15 protein-coding genes are annotated in these 20,784 nt (G+C 74.1%); 11 read left to right on the forward strand and 4 right to left on the reverse strand.

Translation table 11 applies throughout. The features are described from left to right. From ET495_RS01460 to ET495_RS01495, 8 genes are all read left to right on the forward strand, one after another. On the forward strand, positions 1–6,210 hold the full coding sequence (locus ET495_RS01460; RefSeq protein ID WP_129202035.1) for an Ig-like domain-containing protein: 6,210 nt from the start codon (positions 1–3) through the stop codon (positions 6,208–6,210). 79 nt (positions 6,211–6,289) lie between these two features. After that, positions 6,290–7,252, forward strand: a complete 963-nt coding sequence (locus ET495_RS01465) for an AAA family ATPase (RefSeq protein WP_129202037.1) — start codon at positions 6,290–6,292, stop codon at positions 7,250–7,252. A gap of 6 nt (positions 7,253–7,258) precedes the next feature. After that, entirely contained in the window at positions 7,259–8,617 is a 1,359-nt protein-coding gene (locus ET495_RS01470) for a DUF58 domain-containing protein (RefSeq protein ID WP_129202039.1), read from the forward strand. Next, positions 8,614–11,079: a transglutaminase domain-containing protein gene (locus tag ET495_RS01475; protein WP_129202041.1), complete on the forward strand. Its 2,466-nt coding sequence runs from the start codon at positions 8,614–8,616 to the stop codon at positions 11,077–11,079. Before ET495_RS01470 ends, ET495_RS01475 begins: the two co-directional genes overlap by 4 nt. Before the next feature lie 6 nt (positions 11,080–11,085). After that, positions 11,086–12,405, forward strand: a complete 1,320-nt coding sequence (locus ET495_RS01480) for an FHA domain-containing protein (RefSeq protein ID WP_129202043.1) — start codon at positions 11,086–11,088, stop codon at positions 12,403–12,405. 1 nt (position 12,406) lies between these two features. Then, on the forward strand, positions 12,407–13,210 hold the full coding sequence (locus ET495_RS01485; protein WP_162616323.1) for a PP2C family protein-serine/threonine phosphatase: 804 nt from the start codon (positions 12,407–12,409) through the stop codon (positions 13,208–13,210). Beyond that, the gene (locus ET495_RS01490) at positions 13,207–13,842 is read left to right on the forward strand and encodes a hypothetical protein (protein ID WP_129202047.1); all 636 of its coding nucleotides are present in this window, start codon (positions 13,207–13,209) and stop codon (positions 13,840–13,842) included. Before ET495_RS01485 ends, ET495_RS01490 begins: the two co-directional genes overlap by 4 nt. A gap of 134 nt (positions 13,843–13,976) precedes the next feature. After that, on the forward strand, positions 13,977–15,278 hold the full coding sequence (locus tag ET495_RS01495) for an FHA domain-containing protein (protein ID WP_129202049.1): 1,302 nt from the start codon (positions 13,977–13,979) through the stop codon (positions 15,276–15,278). A 44-nt stretch (positions 15,279–15,322) separates the two neighbouring features. Here the strand turns inward: ET495_RS01495 and ET495_RS01500 are convergent, their stop codons facing one another. Genes ET495_RS01500 through eccD form a run of 4 tightly spaced genes read right to left on the reverse strand, consistent with a single transcriptional unit; the run spans position 15,323 to position 19,329 of the window. Then, positions 15,323–16,591, reverse strand: coding sequence for a S8 family serine peptidase (locus ET495_RS01500; protein ID WP_162616324.1), 1,269 nt, complete (start codon positions 16,589–16,591; stop codon positions 15,323–15,325). After that, complete coding sequence (locus tag ET495_RS19075; RefSeq protein WP_162616325.1) at positions 16,588–17,481, reverse strand: type VII secretion protein EccB; 894 nt, start codon at positions 17,479–17,481, stop codon at positions 16,588–16,590. Before ET495_RS19075 ends, ET495_RS01500 begins: the two co-directional genes overlap by 4 nt. After that, a complete protein-coding gene (locus ET495_RS19080) occupies positions 17,427–17,987 on the reverse strand; it encodes a type VII secretion protein EccB (protein ID WP_129202053.1) in 561 nt (186 codons plus the stop codon). The genes ET495_RS19075 and ET495_RS19080 overlap by 55 nt, the downstream gene beginning before the upstream one ends. Positions 17,988–17,994: 7 nt before the next feature. Beyond that, complete coding sequence (eccD, locus tag ET495_RS01515; protein WP_129202055.1) at positions 17,995–19,329, reverse strand: type VII secretion integral membrane protein EccD; 1,335 nt, start codon at positions 19,327–19,329, stop codon at positions 17,995–17,997. Between the two features lie 284 nt (positions 19,330–19,613). Between eccD and ET495_RS01520 the strand changes: the two genes are divergently transcribed. The 3 genes from ET495_RS01520 (at position 19,614) to ET495_RS17465 (ending at position 20,742) form a co-directional block, all read left to right on the forward strand. Continuing rightward, on the forward strand, positions 19,614–19,931 hold the full coding sequence (locus ET495_RS01520; protein WP_245993232.1) for a WXG100 family type VII secretion target: 318 nt from the start codon (positions 19,614–19,616) through the stop codon (positions 19,929–19,931). Positions 19,932–20,011: 80 nt separating this feature from the next. Then, complete coding sequence (locus ET495_RS01525; protein ID WP_129202057.1) at positions 20,012–20,308, forward strand: WXG100 family type VII secretion target; 297 nt, start codon at positions 20,012–20,014, stop codon at positions 20,306–20,308. 86 nt (positions 20,309–20,394) lie between these two features. Beyond that, on the forward strand, positions 20,395–20,742 hold the full coding sequence (locus ET495_RS17465) for a hypothetical protein (protein WP_162616326.1): 348 nt from the start codon (positions 20,395–20,397) through the stop codon (positions 20,740–20,742). Positions 20,743–20,784: the final 42 nt, after the last annotated feature.

A 20,784-nucleotide genomic window follows, 5' to 3' on the forward strand; every position in this document is an offset into this window, starting at 1 on the left:
ATGGCGCGCTGGCGTCGCGTCGTGACGGCGTGCGGTGCGCTCGTCGGGGTCGCGGCGATCGCGACGGGTGCGGTCATGTGGCCCGGCCTGGACGCGCAGGAGCCGCACGCCTCGGATCCGACGGTGTGGGTGCTGAACACCGGGTCCGGCCGCTACGGCCGCGTCAACCTCGACCTCGACGAGCTGGAGACGGTGCGCGGCATCGAGCGGCCGCTCGCGATGGCGGCGCAGACCTCCAGCACCGCCGTCGTGTTCCCCGAAGGGGGGTCGAAGGCCGCGGTCGTGGACGAGGCGTCTCCCGTGGACTACACGAGCGCGGCGCTCGCTGACCTGCCGTCGATGTCGGCCGGGGCCGACCTCGTGTCGGCGGGCGGCTTCATCGCGTACGTGACGCAGGACGGGGGGCTGTTCGGCGGGCGGATCGACGACCCCGCCGCTGCCGTGCGGATCGACGGCCGCGCGCCCGGGGACGACGACGCGGACCCGTTCGTCGCGGTGGCGGCGGCGGTCGCGGACGACGGCGTCGTGACCGCGTACTCGTCGGCGACGCGATCGGTGCTGCAGCACGACCTGCGCACCGGGGAGGACGTCCAGCTCGCGGCCGTGCCGCGCGGGCCGACGGGCGAGGGCATCACGGTGACCGCCCTGGGGGAGCGGTGGGCCGTGCTCCAGGGCAACACGATGTGGATCGCCGGTGCGGACAAGCCGGTCGTGCTCGACCTCGACGGCAAGGTCGTGCCGCAGCGCGCCGAGCCCGCCGGGGAGCAGGGCTCCGAGTCCTTCCTCGTGGCGGCGCCCACGGGCCTGCTCGAGGTGAGCCCGGCCGGTGCCCCGAGCGTCGTCCTTCCCACGCAGGACCGTGGGATCCCCGCCGCCCCGGTCCGGGTGGACGGCGTGGCCTACGCGGCCTGGCTGGCGCAGGGGCAGGGTGTCGGCACGCTGTGGTCGTCCGCATCCGGCAAGACGGTGCCGCTGGACTACGCCGGCGCCGCACTCGAGGCGGAGCCGACGCCTCGGTTCGTGACGACCGACGGCGGGATCGCCCTCAACGAGACCACCGCGGGGTGGGTCTGGCGGGTGCCCGACGGGCGTCTGGTGCCTTCCAGCCAGCACTGGGAGCAGGTGGACGTCCAGCAGACGTCGCGCGACGACGCCGGCGAGGCCACCCAGGAGGCTCGGGAGCCCGCGCCTCCCGTGGCCGTGGACGACGCGTTCGGCGTGCGTTCGGGGGAGGGGGTCCTGACGACGCTGCCGGTGCTGCTCAACGACCACGACCCGAACGAAGACGTGCTGACGATCGACCCGGGGAGCCTGACCGGTCTCGACCCGGCGTTCGGGTCGCTGTCGGTGACTGACGACGGGCAGCGCCTCGTCTTCGCGGCGGGGCCGCAGGCCCGCGGGCAGGCGAGCTTCACGTATGAGGTCACCGACGGGACCGCCGTCGACGGTCGCCGTTCGGTGACACCGGCCACCGTCACCCTCACGGTGGCCGAGCAGGACGTCGAAGGGGCGCCGAGGTGGTGCGGCGACGGCATCGTCGCCGGCTGCCAGATGGAGTGGCCGAGCCCGCAGGTGGCCCCGGGCGGCACCGTCGAGGTGCCCGTGCTGGAGAACTGGGTGGACCCCGACGGGGACGGCACGGTGCTGATCGGCGCGTCCGTCACGCGCGGCGACGGGCGGGTGGCGTTCGAGCCTGAGGGCACCGTCGTCTACCAGCACGAGAACCCTGCGGGGGCGGACGAGGAGGTCACGATCACGGTGACGGTCGCCGACACCTTGGGTGCGACCGCGACGAAGGACCTGACGGTCACGGTCGCCGGCGATCCGGTGGTCGAGGCCGAGTCGTTCGCGACCGTCGCGCACGCCGGCGAGACGACCAGCATCGACGTCACCCCGCACGTGTCGGGCACCGCGGGGCGGATGCGGCTCTCGCAGGTCCAGCTCATGGACCAGGAGGCGGCGACGGCGACGCTGGCGGGAAGCGCCGGGGCGTTCGACTTCGAGGCGCAGACCCCCGGCACCTACCGGCTGACGTACACCGTGACTGACGGCGCCTCCGAGGCGGAGGCGACGGTGCGGGTCACCGTCGTCGACCCGCAGGACGCCGCTCTCGCGACGGCGCCGGTCACGGTGCTCGTGCGTCCGGGCGAGGACGTGACGGCCGACGTGCTGGCCGCCGTCCACAACCCGGCCGGCTCGGTGCTGATGCTGACCGATGTGCGGCCGTCGGCCGCACCGGGCGGCAACCTGACCGTCGACGCGGTGGCCTCGGCCTATCTGCGGGTCGCGGGCACCACGCGGGACGCGATGCCGGGGCGGATCGGCACGGTCGGCTACGAGGTCACGGACGGTACCGGTCAGCCCGGCGGCGCCGCGCACGGCGAGGCGACGGTGTTCCTGCTCCCCGAGCCGGCCGGTGAGCTGCCGGTCGCGGTGGACGACGTCGTGACGGTCCGGGCCGGCGCGCAGGTCGACGTGCCGGTGACGGCGAACGACCTCACCGCGTCGGGCGCCCCGGCCACGCTGGACCCGCGCACGGTCCGGTCGTCCGCGGCGTCGATGCTCGCGTTCGGGTCGGGCTCGGTGCTGCGGATCCTCGCGCCCGAGCGGTCGGGCGACTACCGGGTCGACTACGGCGTCTTCGCGGACGGCGACCCGGCCCTCGCCGACGCCGCGGCCGTGACCGTGCACGTCGTGGGCGACGACGTCGCGAACCGCAAGCCGCGCCCTGCGGCGCTCAGCGGCCGGGTGCTCGCCGGCAAGACCACCCGCATCCCGTTCGACGGTCTGGGCGTGGACCCCGACGGCGATCCGGTCCGGCTGGCTGCGATCGTCACCCAGCCGGAGCGGGGTGCGGCGGCGGTCTCGGCCGACGGCCGAGCCATCGAGTACACGTCCGTGGCGGGCGACTCGGGTCAGCGCAGCTTCGAGTACCGGCTCGAGGACGGGCGTGGCGGGGAGGCCAGCGGCACCGTCCGGGTGGGCGTGCTCGACGAGACGGCCGACCCGGCGCCCGTGACCTACACCGACTACGCGCAGGTGCAGGCAGGGGTCACGGAACCGGTGCACGTCGACGTGCTCGGCAACGACCTGGACCCGACGGGTGGGGTCCTGCACGTGACGGGCGTCGAGCCGAACGTCCCGGTGGGCACCCCGGAGTACCACCGGCTGGCCGGGCTGGTGCGCAACGCCTCCGCGATCGCGGCCGGGAAGGCCGACACCGTCGACATCGCGGCGCCCGGCGAGCCGGGACGGCTGTCCTTCCGGTATCAGGTCACGAGCGAGTCCGGGAACGTCGGCAGCGGGTTGATCGTCCTGCGGGCGGTGCGTTCGGCGGTGCCCAACTTCCCGGTCGTGGCCGACACGGTGCTGACGGTCGAGACGCGTGACAACCTCGTCGACGGCGTCGACGTCGTCGACGGCAAGGCATCCTGGCCGGGCGGCGACATCGGGACGATGACGCTGGCCGTGTGGGAGGGCGACGGCGGCAGGCTGGCGGACGGCGTCACCGTCTCCGGGACCAGGCTGCGTGGCAGCGTGGGCGGTGCCGGGCGGCTGGTGCCGTTCTCGCTCACGGCCCCGGCCCCACCTGACGCGCCCGACGCGGCGCCGCAGACCTTCGGGTTCCTGGTCGTTCCCGCCGCGGCGGACCTGACGCCCGCGCGCGGCGGTTCGGCTCCGCCGGTGACCGTCGACGAGGACGGCACCGTGCGGTTCGACATGGCCGACCAGGTGGTCGTCCCGGCGGGGCGCACGCTCAAGGTCGGGGGTGCCGTCGCCGCGTCGGGTGCGCGGGCGAAGGCTCGCTGCGCCGCCACGTCGGGCACGCAGGTCGAGTACCGGGCGGGGAGCGGTGCGCCGTGGGCCGACCAGTGCCTGGTGCCGGTGCGCTTCGACGGGCAGAGCACCGACACGATGATCCCGGTTCCGATCCAGGTGGTGCCGCGGCGGCCCGAGCCTGCCCTGACGGGTGCGGCGCTCACGGTGAGTCCCACGGCGACCGTGAAGTACGACCTCGCCGACATGGTCTCGTGGCCCGGCGACGAGCGCGGTGACGTCGCTCCGCAGGTCGCCGTGTCGGGCCAGGCCACCGGGGTGAGCATCGCGCAGGCCGGGACGACGCTGACGCTGGTGGCGGGCAAGGACGCCGTCCCTGGGGCGGTGGCGGTGCTGCAGGTGACGGTGACCAACTATCAGGGCGTCGCGCCTGCGGGGCTGACGGTCCGCATCGGCCCGTGGCCGGACGGCCTGCCGCGCGGGGCCACGGTCGTGACGACGTGCAAGCAGACCGACGGTTCCTGCCAGGCGACCGTCGTGGGGCAGACGGGCGAGGTCGACCCGCGCGGGTCTGGCCTCCTGCTGCGGACGGTCGACCCGCACGGGACGTGCCGTGGCCTGACGTTCTCGCGCAAGGACGACAAGTCGGTGTCGATCGTGCCGGCGGCCGACGCGCCGGGCGGCACGTGCACGACGACGTTCGACGTCGTCACCGACGGTTCGGACCCCGTCGTGGGCTCGGGGCCGAACGCGGGCAGGCTGACCGTCGACTTCCAGGGTCTTCCGGCGGCGCCCGTCGGGGTCACCCAGGTGGGTTACGCGGCCGACAGCGTCACGCTGGCCGTCACCCCGGGCGAGGCGGCCCGCGCGTATCCGGCCCTCGACGGGTTCGTCGTGCTGCGCGGTGGCACCGAGGTGGGCCGGTGCGACGTCAGCGGCAGGTGCAACCCGATCCAGGCCCCGCCCGGGGACAAGCGGCGCTACGAGGTCGCGGCGAGCAACGCCATCGGTCGCTCGCGGGGCACGGTGACCTCTGCCGACGTGTGGGCGTACGCGCCGCCGGGCCGGCCCTCGCGCCTGGAGATCGATCCCGTGCCGAACCCGGACGTGGGCGGCAAGGTGCGCATCGTCGTCACGGGTGTCGACGTGCACACGGCCAGCGTCACGGTCCGGACCCCGACCGAGCAGGTGAAGAACGTCCCCGTCACCGACGGTCGTGCCGAGCGGGAGGTCGCGCTCGCCAACTCGGGCGGCACGGTGACGGTCGTCCCCGAGTCGAAGTACGACGTCCCGCCCGGCACCGGCCCGTCGGGGGCGGTGGCCGACGCGTCGATCTCGGCGACCGGCAACGGTGTGGGTGCGCCGTCGGTGCCCGTGGTGAAGGTGACGGACGTGACGGTGACGGGCGACAGCGCGTCGGTCGCGGTGGAGGCGAGCGCGGTGAGCGTGGACAGCGGCGCCCGGGCCCTGTACGGCTTCGCCGTCGGCGGGCAGCCGTGCTCGCCGACCGCGGCCTCGGCGTCGACGACGCTGAAGATGGCGGCGGGAGACGCGTTCGACGTCGTGGCCTGCGCGGGAGCCTTCGTCGGCGACACGCTCTTCGGCACGAGCACGTCCGCGCCCGTGCATCAGTGGGCGGTGAAGGTGCCGGACGCGCCGACGGACTACAAGTACGACGTCAACGCCGTGGCCACGATCGACAACGGCGGCAAGAGCGCCACGTGGAAGCTCACGGACGCGACGGCGTCGCAGCCGATCGGTGGGACCGTCCCGCCGCGCGGGTTCACGCTCAAGTCGGAGCACAACGACGGCTTCGGCACCGACTTCCAGTACCAGGTGTGGTTCGAGCACCCGCCGACCGGCACCGTCAGCGACAAGGCGCCGGTGGTGTGGATCGACGGCGGACGCAAGTACCCCGTGCGGGTGGCGGGCGTCACGGTGGCGCGGTGCGTGGCCGGCGATCCCCTCGAGCTGGAGGCCGACGCCCAGGGCGGCACCGCGAAGGTCGAGCTGCTGGCGGCGACCGCGGCGAGTGCGGGCACGGGCGGGCCGCCCCACCAGGACTTCACGGGGACCGTCGACGTGCCGGCCATCGCGGAGCGGGTCACCGGTGTCAAGGTCAGGGTGAGCTGGCCCGACAGCCCCGGTCTCGCGGCCGCGACGCTGACGGTGCCCGACGCCGACTGCGAGCCGGCGGACACGGACGGCGACGGTCTGAGCGACCCGGACGAGGCGCGTCACCACACGTCGGCGACCAACCCGGACACCGACCACGACGGTGTCAACGACGGCGACGAGGTCGCCGCCGGCTCCGACCCGCTCACCGCGCCGACGCCGTCGCCCTCACCGTCGCCGTCGCCGTCCCCCGCGCCGTCCGCGAGCCCGTCCGGCGCACGCGCGCCCGCGGTGCCGGGGTCGCCGCCCCATCGGTGACCGCCACGTTCGAGACCTGGACGCGCCGCACCGGGCCGCCCACGCCAACTTCGACCCGCCACACGACCAAGGAAGACCAATGACGATCACGCAGGACCAGGCGACCTGGTTCGAGCAGACCTTTTCCGCCGTGGTGGACAACGTGGAGCAGGCCGTCATCGGCAAGCGAGCCGTCGTCGAGCTGGTGCTCACCGCCTTGGCCAGCGAGGGGCACGTCCTTCTGGAGGACGTGCCGGGGACGGGCAAGACGTCGCTCGCCCGCGCCGTCGCGCAGTCGATCCAGGGGACCAGCTCGCGGATCCAGTTCACGCCCGACCTCCTGCCCGGCGACGTCACCGGCATCACCGTGTACGACCAGCGAGCCGGCGCGTTCGAGTTCCACGCGGGCCCCGTCTTCGCGAACGTGGTGCTGGCCGACGAGATCAACCGTGCGTCGCCCAAGACGCAGTCGGCGCTGCTGGAGGTGATGGAGGAGGGCCGCGTCACGATCGACGGGCACACGCGCGACGTCGGGTCGCCGTTCCTGGTGGTGGCGACGCAGAACCCCGTCGAGCAGGCCGGGACGTACCGGCTGCCCGAGGCACAGCTCGACCGGTTCATGCTCAAGACGTCGCTCGGCTACCCCGACCACGCCTCCACGATCCGGATCATCGAGGGGTCGGGTTCGCCGCGCCGCGACGTCCCACCCGTCGTCACGTTGCAGGCGCTCGCCAGCCTCAGCGCCCTGGCCCGGGACGTGTACGCCAACGCGATGGTGATGGACTATGTGGCGCGCCTCGTCGCCGCGACGCGTGACGCCGAGCAGGTGCGCCTGGGCTCCAGCATCCGCGGCGCGATCGCGCTCACCCGCGCCGCCAAGACGCGCGCGGCGTCCGAGGGCCGTACCTACGTGGTGCCCGACGACGTCAGGGCGCTCGCGGAGCCCGTGCTCGCGCACCGGCTGATCCTGCACCCCGAGGCCGAGTTCGACGGCGTCACCGCCGAGGCGGTGCTCGCCCAGGTGGTGCTCGAGGTGCCGCCGCCCAGCGGCCACGCGGGCTGAGCCGGCATGTCGTTCCAGACCGAGTCGCGCTTCACGCGTACGGCGACCCGTACGGGGACGGTGACGCGCACCGTCGTCAGCTCGGGGTCGGGCGGGCGTGTGGTGACGCTGACGGTCCGCGTGGCGGCCGCGGCACGCGCGCTGCGCGCCTGGGCGGTGCGCGCCTTCGCGGCCGTGCGGCGCTCCGTGACGCCTGCCGGCTGGCTCGTGCTGTGCGTGGCGGCCGCAGGGTCGACCGGGGGGCTGGTGTGGGGCTGGACCGAGTGGGTCGTGGCGGGCCTTGCCGCGGGCGTCGTGCTGCTGCTCGCCGTGCCGTTCCTGCTCGGCTCGGCCGACGTCGACGTGACGCTGGAGCTGTCGCAGGATCGTGTGGTCGTGGGCGACGCGGCGTCCGCGGACGTCCGGGTCGTCAACGACGGCCATCGCCTCGTGCTGCCGACTCGGCTGGAGGTGCCGATCGGCAACGGTCTGGCCGAGGTGCCGGTGCCGCTGCTGCTGCCGGGCCGCTCGCTCGTGCGCCCGCTGGTGGTTCCGGCAGAGCGTCGCGGCGTGGTGGTCGTGGGCCCGGTGACGGCGGTGCGGTCCGACCCGGTGGGGGTGCTGCGACGCGAGACGGCCTGGCCGGGGAGGCACGAGGTGTTCGTGCGTCCCCGCACGGTCACGGTGCCGTCCACGAGCATGGGGTTGGTGCGCGACCTGGAGGGGGCGCCCACGCGCAGGCTCGTCGACGCCGACGTGTCCTTCCACGCTCTGCGGGAGTACGCGCCGGGCGACTCCTGGCGTCAGGTCCACTGGAAGTCCACTGCCAAGACCGGCCAGCTCATGGTGCGCCAGTACGAGGAGTCGATGCGGTCGCGCATCGCCGTCGTCCTGAGCTGCGCACGTGGCGAGTACCGCGACGACGAGGAGTTCGAGCTCGCGGTCAGCGCGGCGACGTCGATGGCCGTGCAGGGCATCCGGGACGGGCGCGACGTGGACGCCGTGGTGAGCGCGGAGATCCCGGAGCTGGTCCGGTCGCGGGTGCGTGCGATCGACACCCTGCCCACGGTGGCGCCGCGCGCGCTGCTCGACGCGGTGTGCCGGGTCGAGCTCGCGGCGTCGACCATGCCGATCGAGGAGGTGTGCCGGCTGGCCGCGGAGTCGAGCGAGCGGATGTCGCTCGCCGTCGTGGTGTGCGGTTCGGAGGTCGGGTTGCGTCGCCTGCGCCGCGCGGCGCTGACCTTCCCCGGGGACGCTGCCGTCCTCGGTGTCGTCTGCGACCCTCGGAGTCACCCGGTGATGCGGCAGCTCGGCACGCTCACGGTGCTCACCGTGGGCGTGCTGGAGGACTTGCGTCAGCTGCTGTCGCGGGAGGTGTCCTCGTGAGCTCGCACCGGCGTGGCACGCCGTGGAGCGCGCGTGAGGCGGGCGACGCGCTGTTCGTGCTGGCGATGCTCGGTGTGGCGGCGGCGGCGGCCTGGCCGATCTACCGCTCGACGTCGTACCTGGCCCTGGTGGGTGCGGCGGTGGCGGCTGGCGCCACGATCGCGGTGCTGCGGCGCCGGTGGCCCTCGGGGGCGCTGGTGGCGGGCGCTGCCGCCCTCGCGTACCTGGGAATCGGGCTGACGCTGGTCATGCCGGTGTGGTCCGACGGCGTGCTGGCCTCGGCGCGCGGCGTGCTGTTCGGCGTCGTGACGGCGTGGAAGGACCTGCTGACCGTCGACCTCCCGGTGGGCGGGTACCGCAACCTGCTCGCGCCGGCGCTGGTGGTGTTCCTGGCCGGGGCGCTGGGGGGCCTGACGTTGGCGTGGCGGCCCGGCCGGGGTGCGGGGTTCGCCGTGCCGCTGCTGCTGGCGACGCAGGTCTTCGGGCTGCTCTTCGGAGCCGACGCGCCGGGGACGCCGTGGCGTGTCGCGGGCGTCGACCTGGCCTCGCAGCGCGAGGCGCTGCTGGGCCTGGGCGGGTTCCTCGTGGCGCTGTGCTGGCTGGCGTGGCGGGCACGAGCCGCCCGTGTGGGTGCGCTGCGGCGGGCCGCGCGCGCGGGTGGGCTTCCGGCCCCTCGGCTCAAGGCGGGACCGGCCGCGTTGCGCGCGGCGTCGTGCGGCGGGGTCCTGATGGTCGCGGTGGTCGTCGGCGTGGTGGTGGCGCCCGTCGTCGACGACCAGCCTCGGCAGGTGCTGCGCACCGGCGACGGCCCAGACTTGGCGGTGCGCGCCGCAGTGAGCCCGCTGACGCTCTACCGGCGGTTCTTCGACGCCGACACCTACGAGAAGCCGTTGTTCTCGGTGCGCGCCGATGGCCCGATGCCGGACCGCGTGCGGCTGGCGGTGCTCACCTCGTACGACGGGCGCGAGTTCACGGTGGGTTCGCCCTCGCAGCCCACCCTGCTGCGTCGCGTGCCGTCGCGCCTGACCCCGCTGCCCGGCACGCCGACGCAGGTGACCGTCACGGGCGGTCACCTGGGCGCCGTGACGCCGCTGTGGCTGCCGATCGCGGGGTCGCCGGAGTCGGTCACCTTCCAGGGCGCGCGGGCCCGGGCGTTGACCGACGGCTTCTACTTCGACCGGGCCGCAGGCGGCGCCGTCGACACGGCGCCGGGGGGTCTGCGCGAGGGGGACAGGTACCGGATCGACGCGACAGCCCCGGCGCGCGCGGAGGTGAGCACGCTGACGGCCCCGGGGGGAAGCCCGCGATGGAAACCTCCGCAGAGCCTGCTCGACTGGCTCGACGCCAACCCCGTCCCTGCGGGCGGACCGGGTCTGGTCAAGGCGGTGGAGACCTTGCGGGCGCGTGGGTACCTCAGCCACGACGTGGACGTGGACGCGGCGACCATGCCGTGGGTGTCCGCGCTGGCCCCGCAGGGGTACGCGTACGTGCCGAGCGCGGCAGGTCACTCGCTGGGTCGCATCGACCAGATGTTCCGGGCGCTCAACGAGCGTCAGATGGCGGTGGACGGCGCCGGGGCGCCGGAGGAGACGCTCGTGGGGGCGGTCGGTGACGACGAGCAGTTCGCCACGGCCGCCGCGCTGCTGGCAGATCAGCTCGGGTTCCCGGCGCGCGTGGTGCTCGGGGCACGCCTGACGGCCGACGCGCACGACCCGGCCGACCCGGGGTTCCCGGTGTGCGCCGACGGCGTGTGCACCGGCGCGTCGATGGCCGCGTGGGTCGAGGTGCAGGGCGCGGACGGGCGCTGGGCGGCACTTGACGTCACACCGCAGTACACGAAGCCGATCGTGGACCGGCCGCAGGACACCCGGCTGCCGGAGAACGCCACCGAGGTTCTGCCGAAGACGGCCCAGGAGGTCGCGCCGCCGGACCCGTCACGCAGCGGCGGGTCACGGCGGGCGGCGCACCAGCCCCACGGTGACGCAGGGCCGAGCCGCCTGTGGCCGGTGCTGCGCGCCGTCGCCCTCGGGATCCTGGTGCTGGTCCTGCTGCTCGGGCCGCCTGGCACGGTCGTCCTCGCCAAGGCGCTCCGGCGTCGTTCGCGGCGCCGGGACCCGGACGTGCGCGAACGCATCGCCAGCGGCTGGGACGAGCTGGTGGACACGGCCGTCGACCAGGGCGCTCGCGGGTGGAGCGGGCGGACCCGGCGCGAGATGGCCACCACGTTCGGTACGCGCACCGCCCTGGCGCTCGCGCACGAGTCGGACCGCGCCACCTATTCGGACTCCGTCGTCACCGACGACGAGGCACACGCCTTCTGGGACCTGGTCGAGGCGGAGTGCCGTGATCTGCGTGCCCAGGCCTCACCGTGGCGGCGCCTGCGCGCCGCGGTTTCGCTGGCGTCGCTGCTGCGGCGTCCGCGCCCTTCCGACGAAAGGAGAGCACGCCCGGCGGGCGTGTGAGAACTCATGGAGCAGAGCTCGGTCTTCGCGTTGAGCGGCGGCACCATCGTGGTGTTCGCCCTCGCCATCGTCGTGGGCATCGTGTGGGGAGGGCTCGCCCACGCTGCCGTCTTCTCGAAGATGGGCTTGCCCTCGTGGAAGGGCTGGGTGCCCGTGGTGCGCGAGATCGAGGTGCTGCGGGCGGGCGGGCTGAACCCGATGCTGCTGCTGCTCGGGCTGGTGCCGTTCCTCGGCATGCCGGCGGTTGCCGTGGTGCTCATCATGGCGTTCCACCGCATCGGCGCGAGGTTCGGTCAGGGCGTGGGGTTCACCGTGCTCTACGCGTTCCTGCCGCTCGTGGCCGTTTCCTTGCTGGCGTGGACCGGCGTCGTGTGGTCGGGTGGCGTGCAGCCTTCTGAGTACGCGGTGGCCTCGCCGGCCTTCGCCGGGCCGGGGTACGCGCAGCCGGGTCCGGAGTTCGGGTACGCGCCGCCCGCGGCTGGCGGGTACGCGCCGCCGGCGGCTGGCGGCTCGTCAGCCCCGGAGTTCGGGTACGCGCCGCCGACGGCTGGAGGTTCGTCGGGCCCGGAGTTCGGGTACGCGCCGTCGCCGGCGGGTGGGTATGCGCCGCCCGCGCAGGACGTCGCCGGGGCGCCCGAGCCGGCCTACGAGCCCGCCGCGGGTTCGCCGTGGGCGCCCCCGGCGCTCGCCGGCGCCGTCGGGGCGGCTCAGCAGCCCGTCGAGTCGTTCGGGTTCGCACCTCCGCCCAGCCCGAGCCCGGTGCTGCCGCCTGTTCCTGCACCGCCTGCCCCGGAGCCCGCGCCGGAGCCTGCACCGCTGCTGGAGCCCTCGTTCATGCCGCCGCCGACCGTTCCTGACTTCGTGCCGGAGGCGGTCGACGATCACACGACGATCTCGGCGCCTGCCCCGGCCACGCCGGACCCGATCGACGACGACATCGACGAGCACACTCGCCTCGGGACTCGCGCGGTGCCCGAACAGTGGTTCCTGGTGACGGGCGCCGGTGTCGAGCGGCATCCGCTCACGGCGTCCCAGGTCGTCGTCGGCCGCCGGCCAGGGCCGGAGCCGGGACTTCCCGGCGCCCAGGTGCTCCAGGTGCACGACGTCACCAAGACCGTCTCCAAGCGGCACGCGCTCCTGCGCCTCGTCGACGGCACGTGGACGGTGACCGACCTCGCCTCGACCAACGGAACCACTCTCGTGCATCCGGACGGCTCGGAGGAGCGCGTCATCCCGGACACCGAGGTCGCGCTCACCGACCACTTCTACCTCGGCGACGCCGAGGTGTACCTCGAGAAGGGGCTGGGGCGCGGTGAGCCTGCCTGAGGTGGAATCCCCGGCCCCGCCGCTGATCGAGGTCGGCGGGGTGTCGCACGCGGGTCGAGTGCGGCAGGTCAACGAGGACGCCGCGCTCGTGTCCGACACGGTGCTCGTGGTGGCGGACGGCATGGGCGGGCACGACGCGGGTGATCTGGCCAGCGCGGCCGTCGTCGAGTCGTTCCGCCCGCTGACGGCATACCGGTGGCTGGAGCGTGCCGACGTCGAGGCCGCGATCGACTCGGCTCATCGTGCCGTGCGCTCGATCGCGGCCCGGCCTGGTGCCGCCGCCGGGAGCACGCTCGCGGGCGCGGTGGCGTGCCTCGTCGGCGGAGAGCCGAGCTGGCTCGTCTTCCACGTCGGCGACTCGCGCGTCTACCGGTTCGACGGTGAACGGCTGGAGCGGCTGACCGTCGACCACTCGGTGGTGCAGGAGAAGGTGGACGCGGGGGAGCTGACCCCGGCTCAGGCCGAGGCGTATCCGGGCAAGAACGTCATCACGCGTGCGGTCGGGCTGAGCTCTCCAGAGACGGGTCCGTACGCCGCCGACTTCAGCGTCCGCAGCATGCTCAGCGGCGACGTGCTGCTGGTGTGCTCGGACGGTCTGACACGCGAGGTCCCGGACGGCGGTATCGAGGCGGTGCTGCGCGCGCAGCCGGACCCGCAGGAGGCGGCGCAGGCACTGGTCGACAAGGCGGTGCAGGCCGGTGGTCGTGACAACGTGACGGCGGTCGTCGCCGTCGTCATCGAGGGGGGACCCGTGCACGACGTGGACGAGACGACCGCCCCCGCGACCCGGGGCGGGGCGTCGTGAGCGGGGACGATCGCGCGCTCGGGATCGAGCCGGACGACGCGACGCGGCTCGTGGCGGGTGGTGCGGGTGTGGTGCCGGAGGGTGGGGTGCCGGACGACGCGACGCGGCTCGCGGCGGGTGGTGCGGGTGTGGTGCCGGAGGGTGGGGTGCCGGACGACGCGACGCGGCTCGTGGCGGGTGGTGCGGGTGGGGTGCCAGAGGGTGTGGTGCCGGACGACGCGACGCGGCGCGCGGCGGGTGGTGCGGGTGTGGTGCCGGACGACGCGACACGGCTCGGGGCGAGGGCATGGCCGGGAGGGGGGCGTGGGCTCCCCCGGGCGAGCGCGCCGGCCACCGCGACCTGGCCGGGAGCCCCGGGCGCGGGGCGCAGCACCCTGCCGGTCGGCCGCGTGGTTCGCGTCCGCTCAGGCCAGCAGGACACCTACGCGGCGAGGGTTGCGGCACCGCAGCACGTTCTCGCGCCTGCACCGGCTCCCGCAGCGTCCATGCCGCAGCACGACGACGTGCGCGTGCGCGAGAGCCGTCGTCGTGCCGGCCGCCGCGGTGCGGCGACGGTGATCGGGATCGGCGCTGCGGTGGTGCTGACGGCTCTGGTCGGACTCGTCGCACTCCTGGCCATGCACCCTGGGTGACCCGCGCCGCGCGATCCGCCCGATGTACCCGACCGACCTGACACGAGGGAGCGAACCATGCTGAACGACGCCACCCGACGCGCCGCCGCCAGCCGGTCCGGGCGGCGCACCGGCCAGGTCACGGTGAGTGCCTGATGCCGGGGTCTGGTGCGGTGGTCTGGATCGTCGCCTGCTGGACGGCCGTCGTCGTGGTCGCGCTCGTGCACCTGTGGTACGCGGCGGGCCTGGCTCGTCTGTTCCGTGCCGTCGGGGGCGAGCCGTGGCGGGCCTGGGTCCCGTTCGCCAACGAGGCCGAGGTGTGCGTGTGCGGTGGCGAACCGTGGTGGACCGCTCTCCTGATGGTCGTCCCGGGCGTGAACCTGTACGCCGTGGTGGTGCGGGCCCGGGCGGCGCACCGCATCGGCGCGAAGCTGGGGCGGGGCGGGGGCGCGACGGCGCTGGCCGTGCTGTTGCCTCCGGTCTGGGCGCATGTCGCGGCCGGGTCGAGACCGGCTGAACGTGCCCAGGTCGCGCGGACCGCGTCCCCCGCTGCACTCCCTGTGCCGGTGGGGCCCGTGCCGGTGGGGCCCGTGCCGGTGGCGCCTGTGCCGGTGGGGCCTGCGCCCTCTCTCCCGGCCCCGATGACGCCTGTGCCGGCGATCGACGCGTCTCAGGGTGGCGCACCGGCAACGGTCGCGGCGGCGCGACCGTTGATCACCGCACCGCCAGGGGTCCAGCCGATGGAGGTCCTGCCGTCGGGCAGCCGTCTGACCGGCACCGCGGCGGCGAGTGCTGTGCCGGCCTGGGCACCGACGGCCCCGCCCACCGCGCTGCCGCCCGTGCCGGCATCACCCCCGGTGCTGCCGCCCGTGCCGGCTCCGCCCACGGTGCTGCCGCCCGTGCCGGCTCCGCCTCCGGTGCTGCCGCCTGTCACGCACCCGCAGGCGCCGGTGCCTACCGCACCCGCGCCCGGAACGGCACAGCCCGCACCCGCACCCGCGCCCGGCGCGGCGGGGACGGGGGCGGCACTGCCCACGCGTGCCAGCCTTCGGGCTGCCGCGGCAGCGGCACAGGTCGGCGGCGGTGTGGAGCCGGCCGTTTCTGCTGTGCCCGTGGCCGCGCCGGCTCCGGGGGCGGAGCGCTGGGTGCTCGTGTTCGACGACGGGCGGGTCCTGCCGCTCAAGGGAGCGGCCGTCGTCCTGGGCCGGCGCCCGGAGGCGGTGCGTGCGGGCGATGTCGCGGTCGCGCTCGCGGATGCCTCGCGCACGCTGTCCAAGGTGCATGCCCGGCTGGAACGTGTCGGTGACGGCTGGGTCCTGACGGATCTGGGTTCGACGAACGGCTCTCGCGTCGCCGGCCCGGACGGGCGGGTGCGTGCCGTTCCGGCGTCGACGCCGACGCCGGTGCCGGGGCGGTTCGAGCTGGGTGACCTGGGGCTGGAGGTGCGCAGGGCCTGACGGGTCAAGCGTCGGATGGTTCGACGCGCTGCGTGGGGCGCTGGTCAGGCCGACGCGGTGGGCGTTGCGGCGTCCGGGCCGCGATCTCGCCGGGTCCGTGCCCTGCCCAGCAGCAGTGCGATCAGTACGAGTGCGGGGCCGAGCACGCCGATGGCGGCGCCGACGGCGCGCGCGTCCTGCCAGGGGTCGGGCGGTCGCACGATCACGAGCGGTGCGGCTTGATGTGGTGCGGCGCTCGTGGTCGGTGCACCGTCGGGGCGTTCCCCGCCGCGTGTGCCGGGGCCGGGTACCAGGGTGAGTGCGGCGAACGGCTGGACCGTGCCCCAGCCGGCCTGGTCGTCGCGGCTGTCGAGCCGTGCACGAGCCGCGGTTGCGGTGAGGCGGTACGCCCACTGGTCGGGCGACTCCTGGGGATGTGCGGCGGCGACGAGCGCCGCGGCGCCTGACACGTAGGCGGTGGCGAACGACGACTCGGCCGAGTCGGTCGCGTAGATGCAGTCGATGCCGCCGGTGGTGGTGGTCACCACCTGGGCGCCGGGGGCGGCGATGTCGACGTGCGGCCCGTGGATGGACTGGTCGGCGGGCCTGCCGTCGGCGTCGAGCGCGGCGACGGCGAGCACGCCGGGGTAGGCGGCCGGGTAGCGCGGGCCGTCCGTCTCGGACTCGGAGCTGGCGCGGTTGCCTGCGCTCGCGACGATGAGCATCCCGTGGTCGTGCGCGTAGGCGACGGCGTCGGCGATGACGGGCACGTCTTCGGTGCTTGACAGCGAGACGTTGGCGATGACGGCTCCGGCGTCGGCTGCGGCGCGGATGCCCGCCGCGATCCTGTCCGACGTCGGTCCGGTGCCGGCTTTGCGTGCGTCGTCCGTGTTCTGGCTGTAGACACGCACGGGGAGCAGTCGGGCGTCGGGTGCGAGTCCTTCGACGGCGGATCCCGGGAACGTCCGGGCGGCGATGATGCCTGCGACGGCGGTGCCGTGCCCGTCGAGGTCGACCTCGCCGGGAGTGGTGGAGGTGTCGTCGACGAGGTCGATTCCGGGCAGCACGGCGGCGCCCAGGTGGGGGTTGGTGGCGTCGATCCCTGAGTCGATGACGGCGACCACGACTCCGCTGCCGGTGCTGAGTGCGTGCGCCTGGCTCACCTGGAGCCGGGCGAGCGTGGGGGAGGCCTGGTCGATGAGGTGGGGGCCGGTGCAGGTGTCGTCGGCGGCGTGTGCCGGCGGGGTTGTCGCTGGCAGGAGGGCGAGCGTCAGGGCGAGCGCGGCGCCGCTGCGCAGGGCGCGTGGCGTGTGGCCGGCGTGGGCACGGGTCACGGCGCGTCCTGCGCGGTGGTCGACCGGCTGGCGGTCAGGCCTTGCCCGGCGGCGGTGACGGACAGTTCTGGCCCGGCGGGGAGCAGCGCGATCCAGCCGGGCGAGAGCGAGGGCGGCGTGACGTGGCCGTAGCCGAGCCGTGCGACGGCGTCGGCGTCGGCGACGGGGTAGGCGGTGCCGGTGGCGTCGATGAGGTAGGTGCTCTCGGCTGACTGGCCGTCGCCGGTCGCTGAGGTCACCACGAGGGCGCCGGTGCCGGGCTCGACGGTGACGGTGGTGCCCGGTGCGTCCTGTGTGGTGGGCGCCGCTGCTGGTGTGCCGGGGATCGCGGCGAGCACCGTGCGGGCGCGGGGTCCGTCGGGCACGGTCAGCGCGCATGGTGCGTCGCCGGTGAGCCGGTCGGGTACGCCGTGGGGCCACGTCTCGCTTCCTGCGACGTGCTGCGCGTTGGGCAGGGTCTCGATCTCGCTCGGGTCGATGTCGACGGGGTCGCCCAGGTCGCCTGGCGTGTCGATGCGGTAGAGCCGCAGCGCGAACGGGGACAGGGGTGCGAGGGACCCGTCGGTCCCGACGAGGAACCTGTCGTCGGCCGCCATGGAGGTGGGGTGGACGACCTGGCCGGCGCGCAGCGTGGTGCCGAGGACGGCGCCTCCGGCTCCGGGCAGGGTGAACGGGCGCAGCGGTTCGCCGGGGTCGAACAGGTTGATCCACCGGTCGTCCACGGTGACGGGCGTCGCGTCGGCGAGGCCGAGCGCGCGCAGCACCTGGTCGCGTCGTCCGGGGTCGACTTCGAAGCGCAGTCCTCCGGCCACGATCCACACCTGGGTGCCGACGCTCACGAGCGCGGCGGACTGCGTGGGGTGAGCGGCGGGCTGGGCTGCGATCCGCACGGTGATGCCGGTGGGGGGCGGCTCCCGGGGGGCGCCTGTGTTCCGGGGACGGTGCAGGCCGTCCAGCCTGCGCCCACGAGGCGGTCGGTCGCGGGCAGCGCCTCGGGTGCGCCGGGGATGCCGACGGCGGGGCCGAGGGGCGCTTTGCCCAGGTTCTTCGCTTTGGTGGTGACGACGTCGAACTGGTCGGCCGGCAGCAGGAGGCGCGCGCTGGCCGTGTTGGGCACGGGGTAGAGCGTCCCTTGCGACGAGACGAATCGCGCGCCCGTGTCTGAGGCGACGACGAGTGCGCCGTTGTCCCAGCCGTCTGGCAGCGCGGGCGAGACCAGTCCGGTGAACGCGCTGCCTGCGAGGACGAGCGCGGCGAGGGCGGTCCCGGCGACCACGGCGCGGAGCGGTTTGGCCGGTTCGAGCTCCTTGGTGCCTGCGCCGCCGGAGGTGAAGGCGGTGATGAGCCGGCGCCGGGAGAAGCTCTGTGCCTCGATGAGGTCTTTCTTGCTGGCCACGGGTCGATCACGCGATCCCGGCGGCGAGGACGCCGAGCGGAAGGAGCGCGGCGAGGCAGCCGAGCTCGACGGCGTCTGCCAGGCGTGAGAGGCGCTGGCGGGGGCCTGTGCCGAGCACGCTGAGGGCGACGACGCCGGCTCCTGCGGCGAGTACCACGCCCAGCAGGACGCCGCGGCTCACGGAGCCGGTCAGTGCGCTGATCGCGCCGGTGAGGGTCAGTCCGGCGGTGGCCATCACGACGAGGGTTCGTACCTGGCCGCGCGCGTAGACCTGACGGGAGGTGAAGAGCATGCCGAGAAAGGCGAGGGCGCACAGCGCGGCGCCCAGCGGGCCCGATCCTGCGACGGTCCAGGTCGCCGCGAGCAGCACGAGGGCTCCGGCGATGCGTAGCGAGCCGAGCACGGCGTGGCCTTCGGCGGTGCGCCGCGCGACGTCCTGGGGGTCGACGGACGGCGGTGCCGCCAGGATCTCGGCGTCCGACTGTGGACTGGTCACCTGGAGCCTCGTGGAGGCGAGGGTGAGCCAGGGCAGCAGGTTGGTGGTGGTGCCGCAGACGGCGACGGTGACGGCGAGTGCCGCGACGGCGGTCACGCCGTCCAGCGCGGTGAACGCCTCCGCTCCGCCGAGGGCGAGGCCTGTGGCGACGGGGATGACGTGAACCTGGGGTCCGCTGCCGCTGCCGGCGAGTGCGGCGGCGCCGACCAGTACGAGCGCCGCGCACGCGGCGACCGCCTGCCAGTGCACGGACGTGTGGGCGGGGAGCACGAGCCATGCGCCGACGGCGCCGTAGACGCTGGCGGCCAGTCCGAGACCGTGTCCGGCCTCGGGTTGGCCGGTGCGGGTGAGCGTCACGCACAGGACGAGCAGCACGGCGCAGCCGCTCCATGCCACGAGTGGTCCGATGCCGGTGCCCGGACCTGTCGATGCGAGCACCGCCGCGCCGAGCGCGAGGAACGTCAGCGAGACTCCCAGGGCGGTGCGCGCCTGATCGCGTGCGGTCCAGGGGGATGCGCCGGCCTGGACGGCGTCGATGACGGCCTCGACGACGTCGTCGTACCGTCGGCGTTCGGCCGCGGCGGCGTTGGCCACGAGGGTCAGCAGTTCGCCGTCGCGCAGGCCGAGGGTGTGCGCGTCGAGCCCGGGGTCGAGGCGGGTGCCGTCGGTGCGTTGGACCGCGAACCCCCCGTGGACGGAGGACGGGTCGAGCACGCCGAGGCCGCGTGCCACGGCGGGAAGCATCTCCAGCAGCGGCACGTGCGTCGGCACGGTGAGGTCGAGCCGCCTGTCGTCGCAGGTGACGGAGACGTGTACGGCGTCGGCCGTGACGGATGCGGTCGGCATCAGGACTCCTCAGACGCATCTCGCTCGGGTGCGGGATGCACCGGGGTGAAAGTACCGGCAGCCGGGGACCGTGGTGCGAGCGCGACGCATTGCGACCACCTGGGCGTGGCGGAGGGTCGTGATGCGTCATGGCGCGGCGTCGGTTCGACGTTGTGCGACATGTTCACACGGATCGGCGTCCAGGTCGTCACCATCGGTGACGCCGGGCACGTTGCCCGGTGGGGAGCGAGCGGGCACCAGGGGCGGTCTCGCTCTCGCAACACCGGTAGCAAGGAGAAGTGCTGATGGTGCAGAGCAACATCTCGGCTGAGGAAGGTGCCCTTGAGCAGGGCGCGATCGCGGTCGCGGACGCGAAGACCGCGATCGATGGCCAGGTCAAGTTCGTCCGCGGCGAGATCGAGCAGTTGTCGGGCATGTGGACCGGGCCTGCTGCGGCGAAGTTCGCCCAGCTCATGGGTGAGTGGGACTCCAAGACCAGCCGCCTGAACGCGGTGCTCGACAACCTGGAGGCGTCGCTGCGCGGCACCGCTCGGGACCAGGCCGCGACGGACGACAGCCACCAGCAGGTGATCTCTGGTCTCGGCTCGATGATGGGCGCGTGAGTGGGCCTGCGGCCCGCTGGGCATTCGTGCAGGTCGACGGTTCTTTTCCTCGGTTCTTCTTTCCTGGTTGGGAGTGAGTGATGGCTGGTCTGGGTTCGTTCTCGGTGACTCCGGAGAGCGTGGTGACGCTGTCGGGTCAGATTCGCACGGGTGCCTCGGGCATCCGTAACGAGCTGGAGACGCTGGAGCAGAAGGTCGGGCGCCTGCGCGCGTCCTGGAGTGGTCAGGCGCAGGAGCAGTACGACATCGCGCAGCGTGAGTGGTCCAAGGCGCTCGGGGAGCTTCAGCAGCTCCTGGAGCGCATCGCGTCCTCGACGCAGCAGATCGCCGACTCGTACCGGAGCTCGGACTCGTCGTCGGCACGTCGCTTCGGCTGACGTTCGGCAAGCGGCCGGGCCGGGCGATCCTGGCCCGGCCGCACATGTGGTGTCCGTCGGGTGTTCTGCGAGGGAGCGGGTTCAAGGTGAAGATCGCGATTTCGGTCGATGACGTCGCGCAGCAGGTGCGCGCGCTGCGGAGCCTGGCGGACGGGCTGCCGAGTCCGGCTGTGGTGGAGCAGACCGAGGGGCTGAAGGGGGTTCCGACAGCGCAAACATTCGAGAAGCGCATGACCGGCCTCGCCAGGACCTTCGGGACTCAAGCGAACCTTCTCGTTGGCGTGCTGGAGCAGCACGCCGACAGGTTGCGCGCTGCCATCGACGAGCTCGGCGCCGCGGACCAGAACGGTCAGACGGTGCTGTCGACGCTGGACGCGGTGGCCGCTGCCCAGCCCGAGGCGAAGTCCACCGCGGGACAGGACGGCCTTTCGTGACCCCGAGGCCTGCGCGCCTGGTTGCTGCCGTGGTGGTGGCTG

Origin of the sequence: Xylanimonas allomyrinae, from assembly GCF_004135345.1 — a bacterium.
GTDB lineage: Bacteria > Actinomycetota > Actinomycetes > Actinomycetales > Cellulomonadaceae > Xylanimonas > Xylanimonas allomyrinae.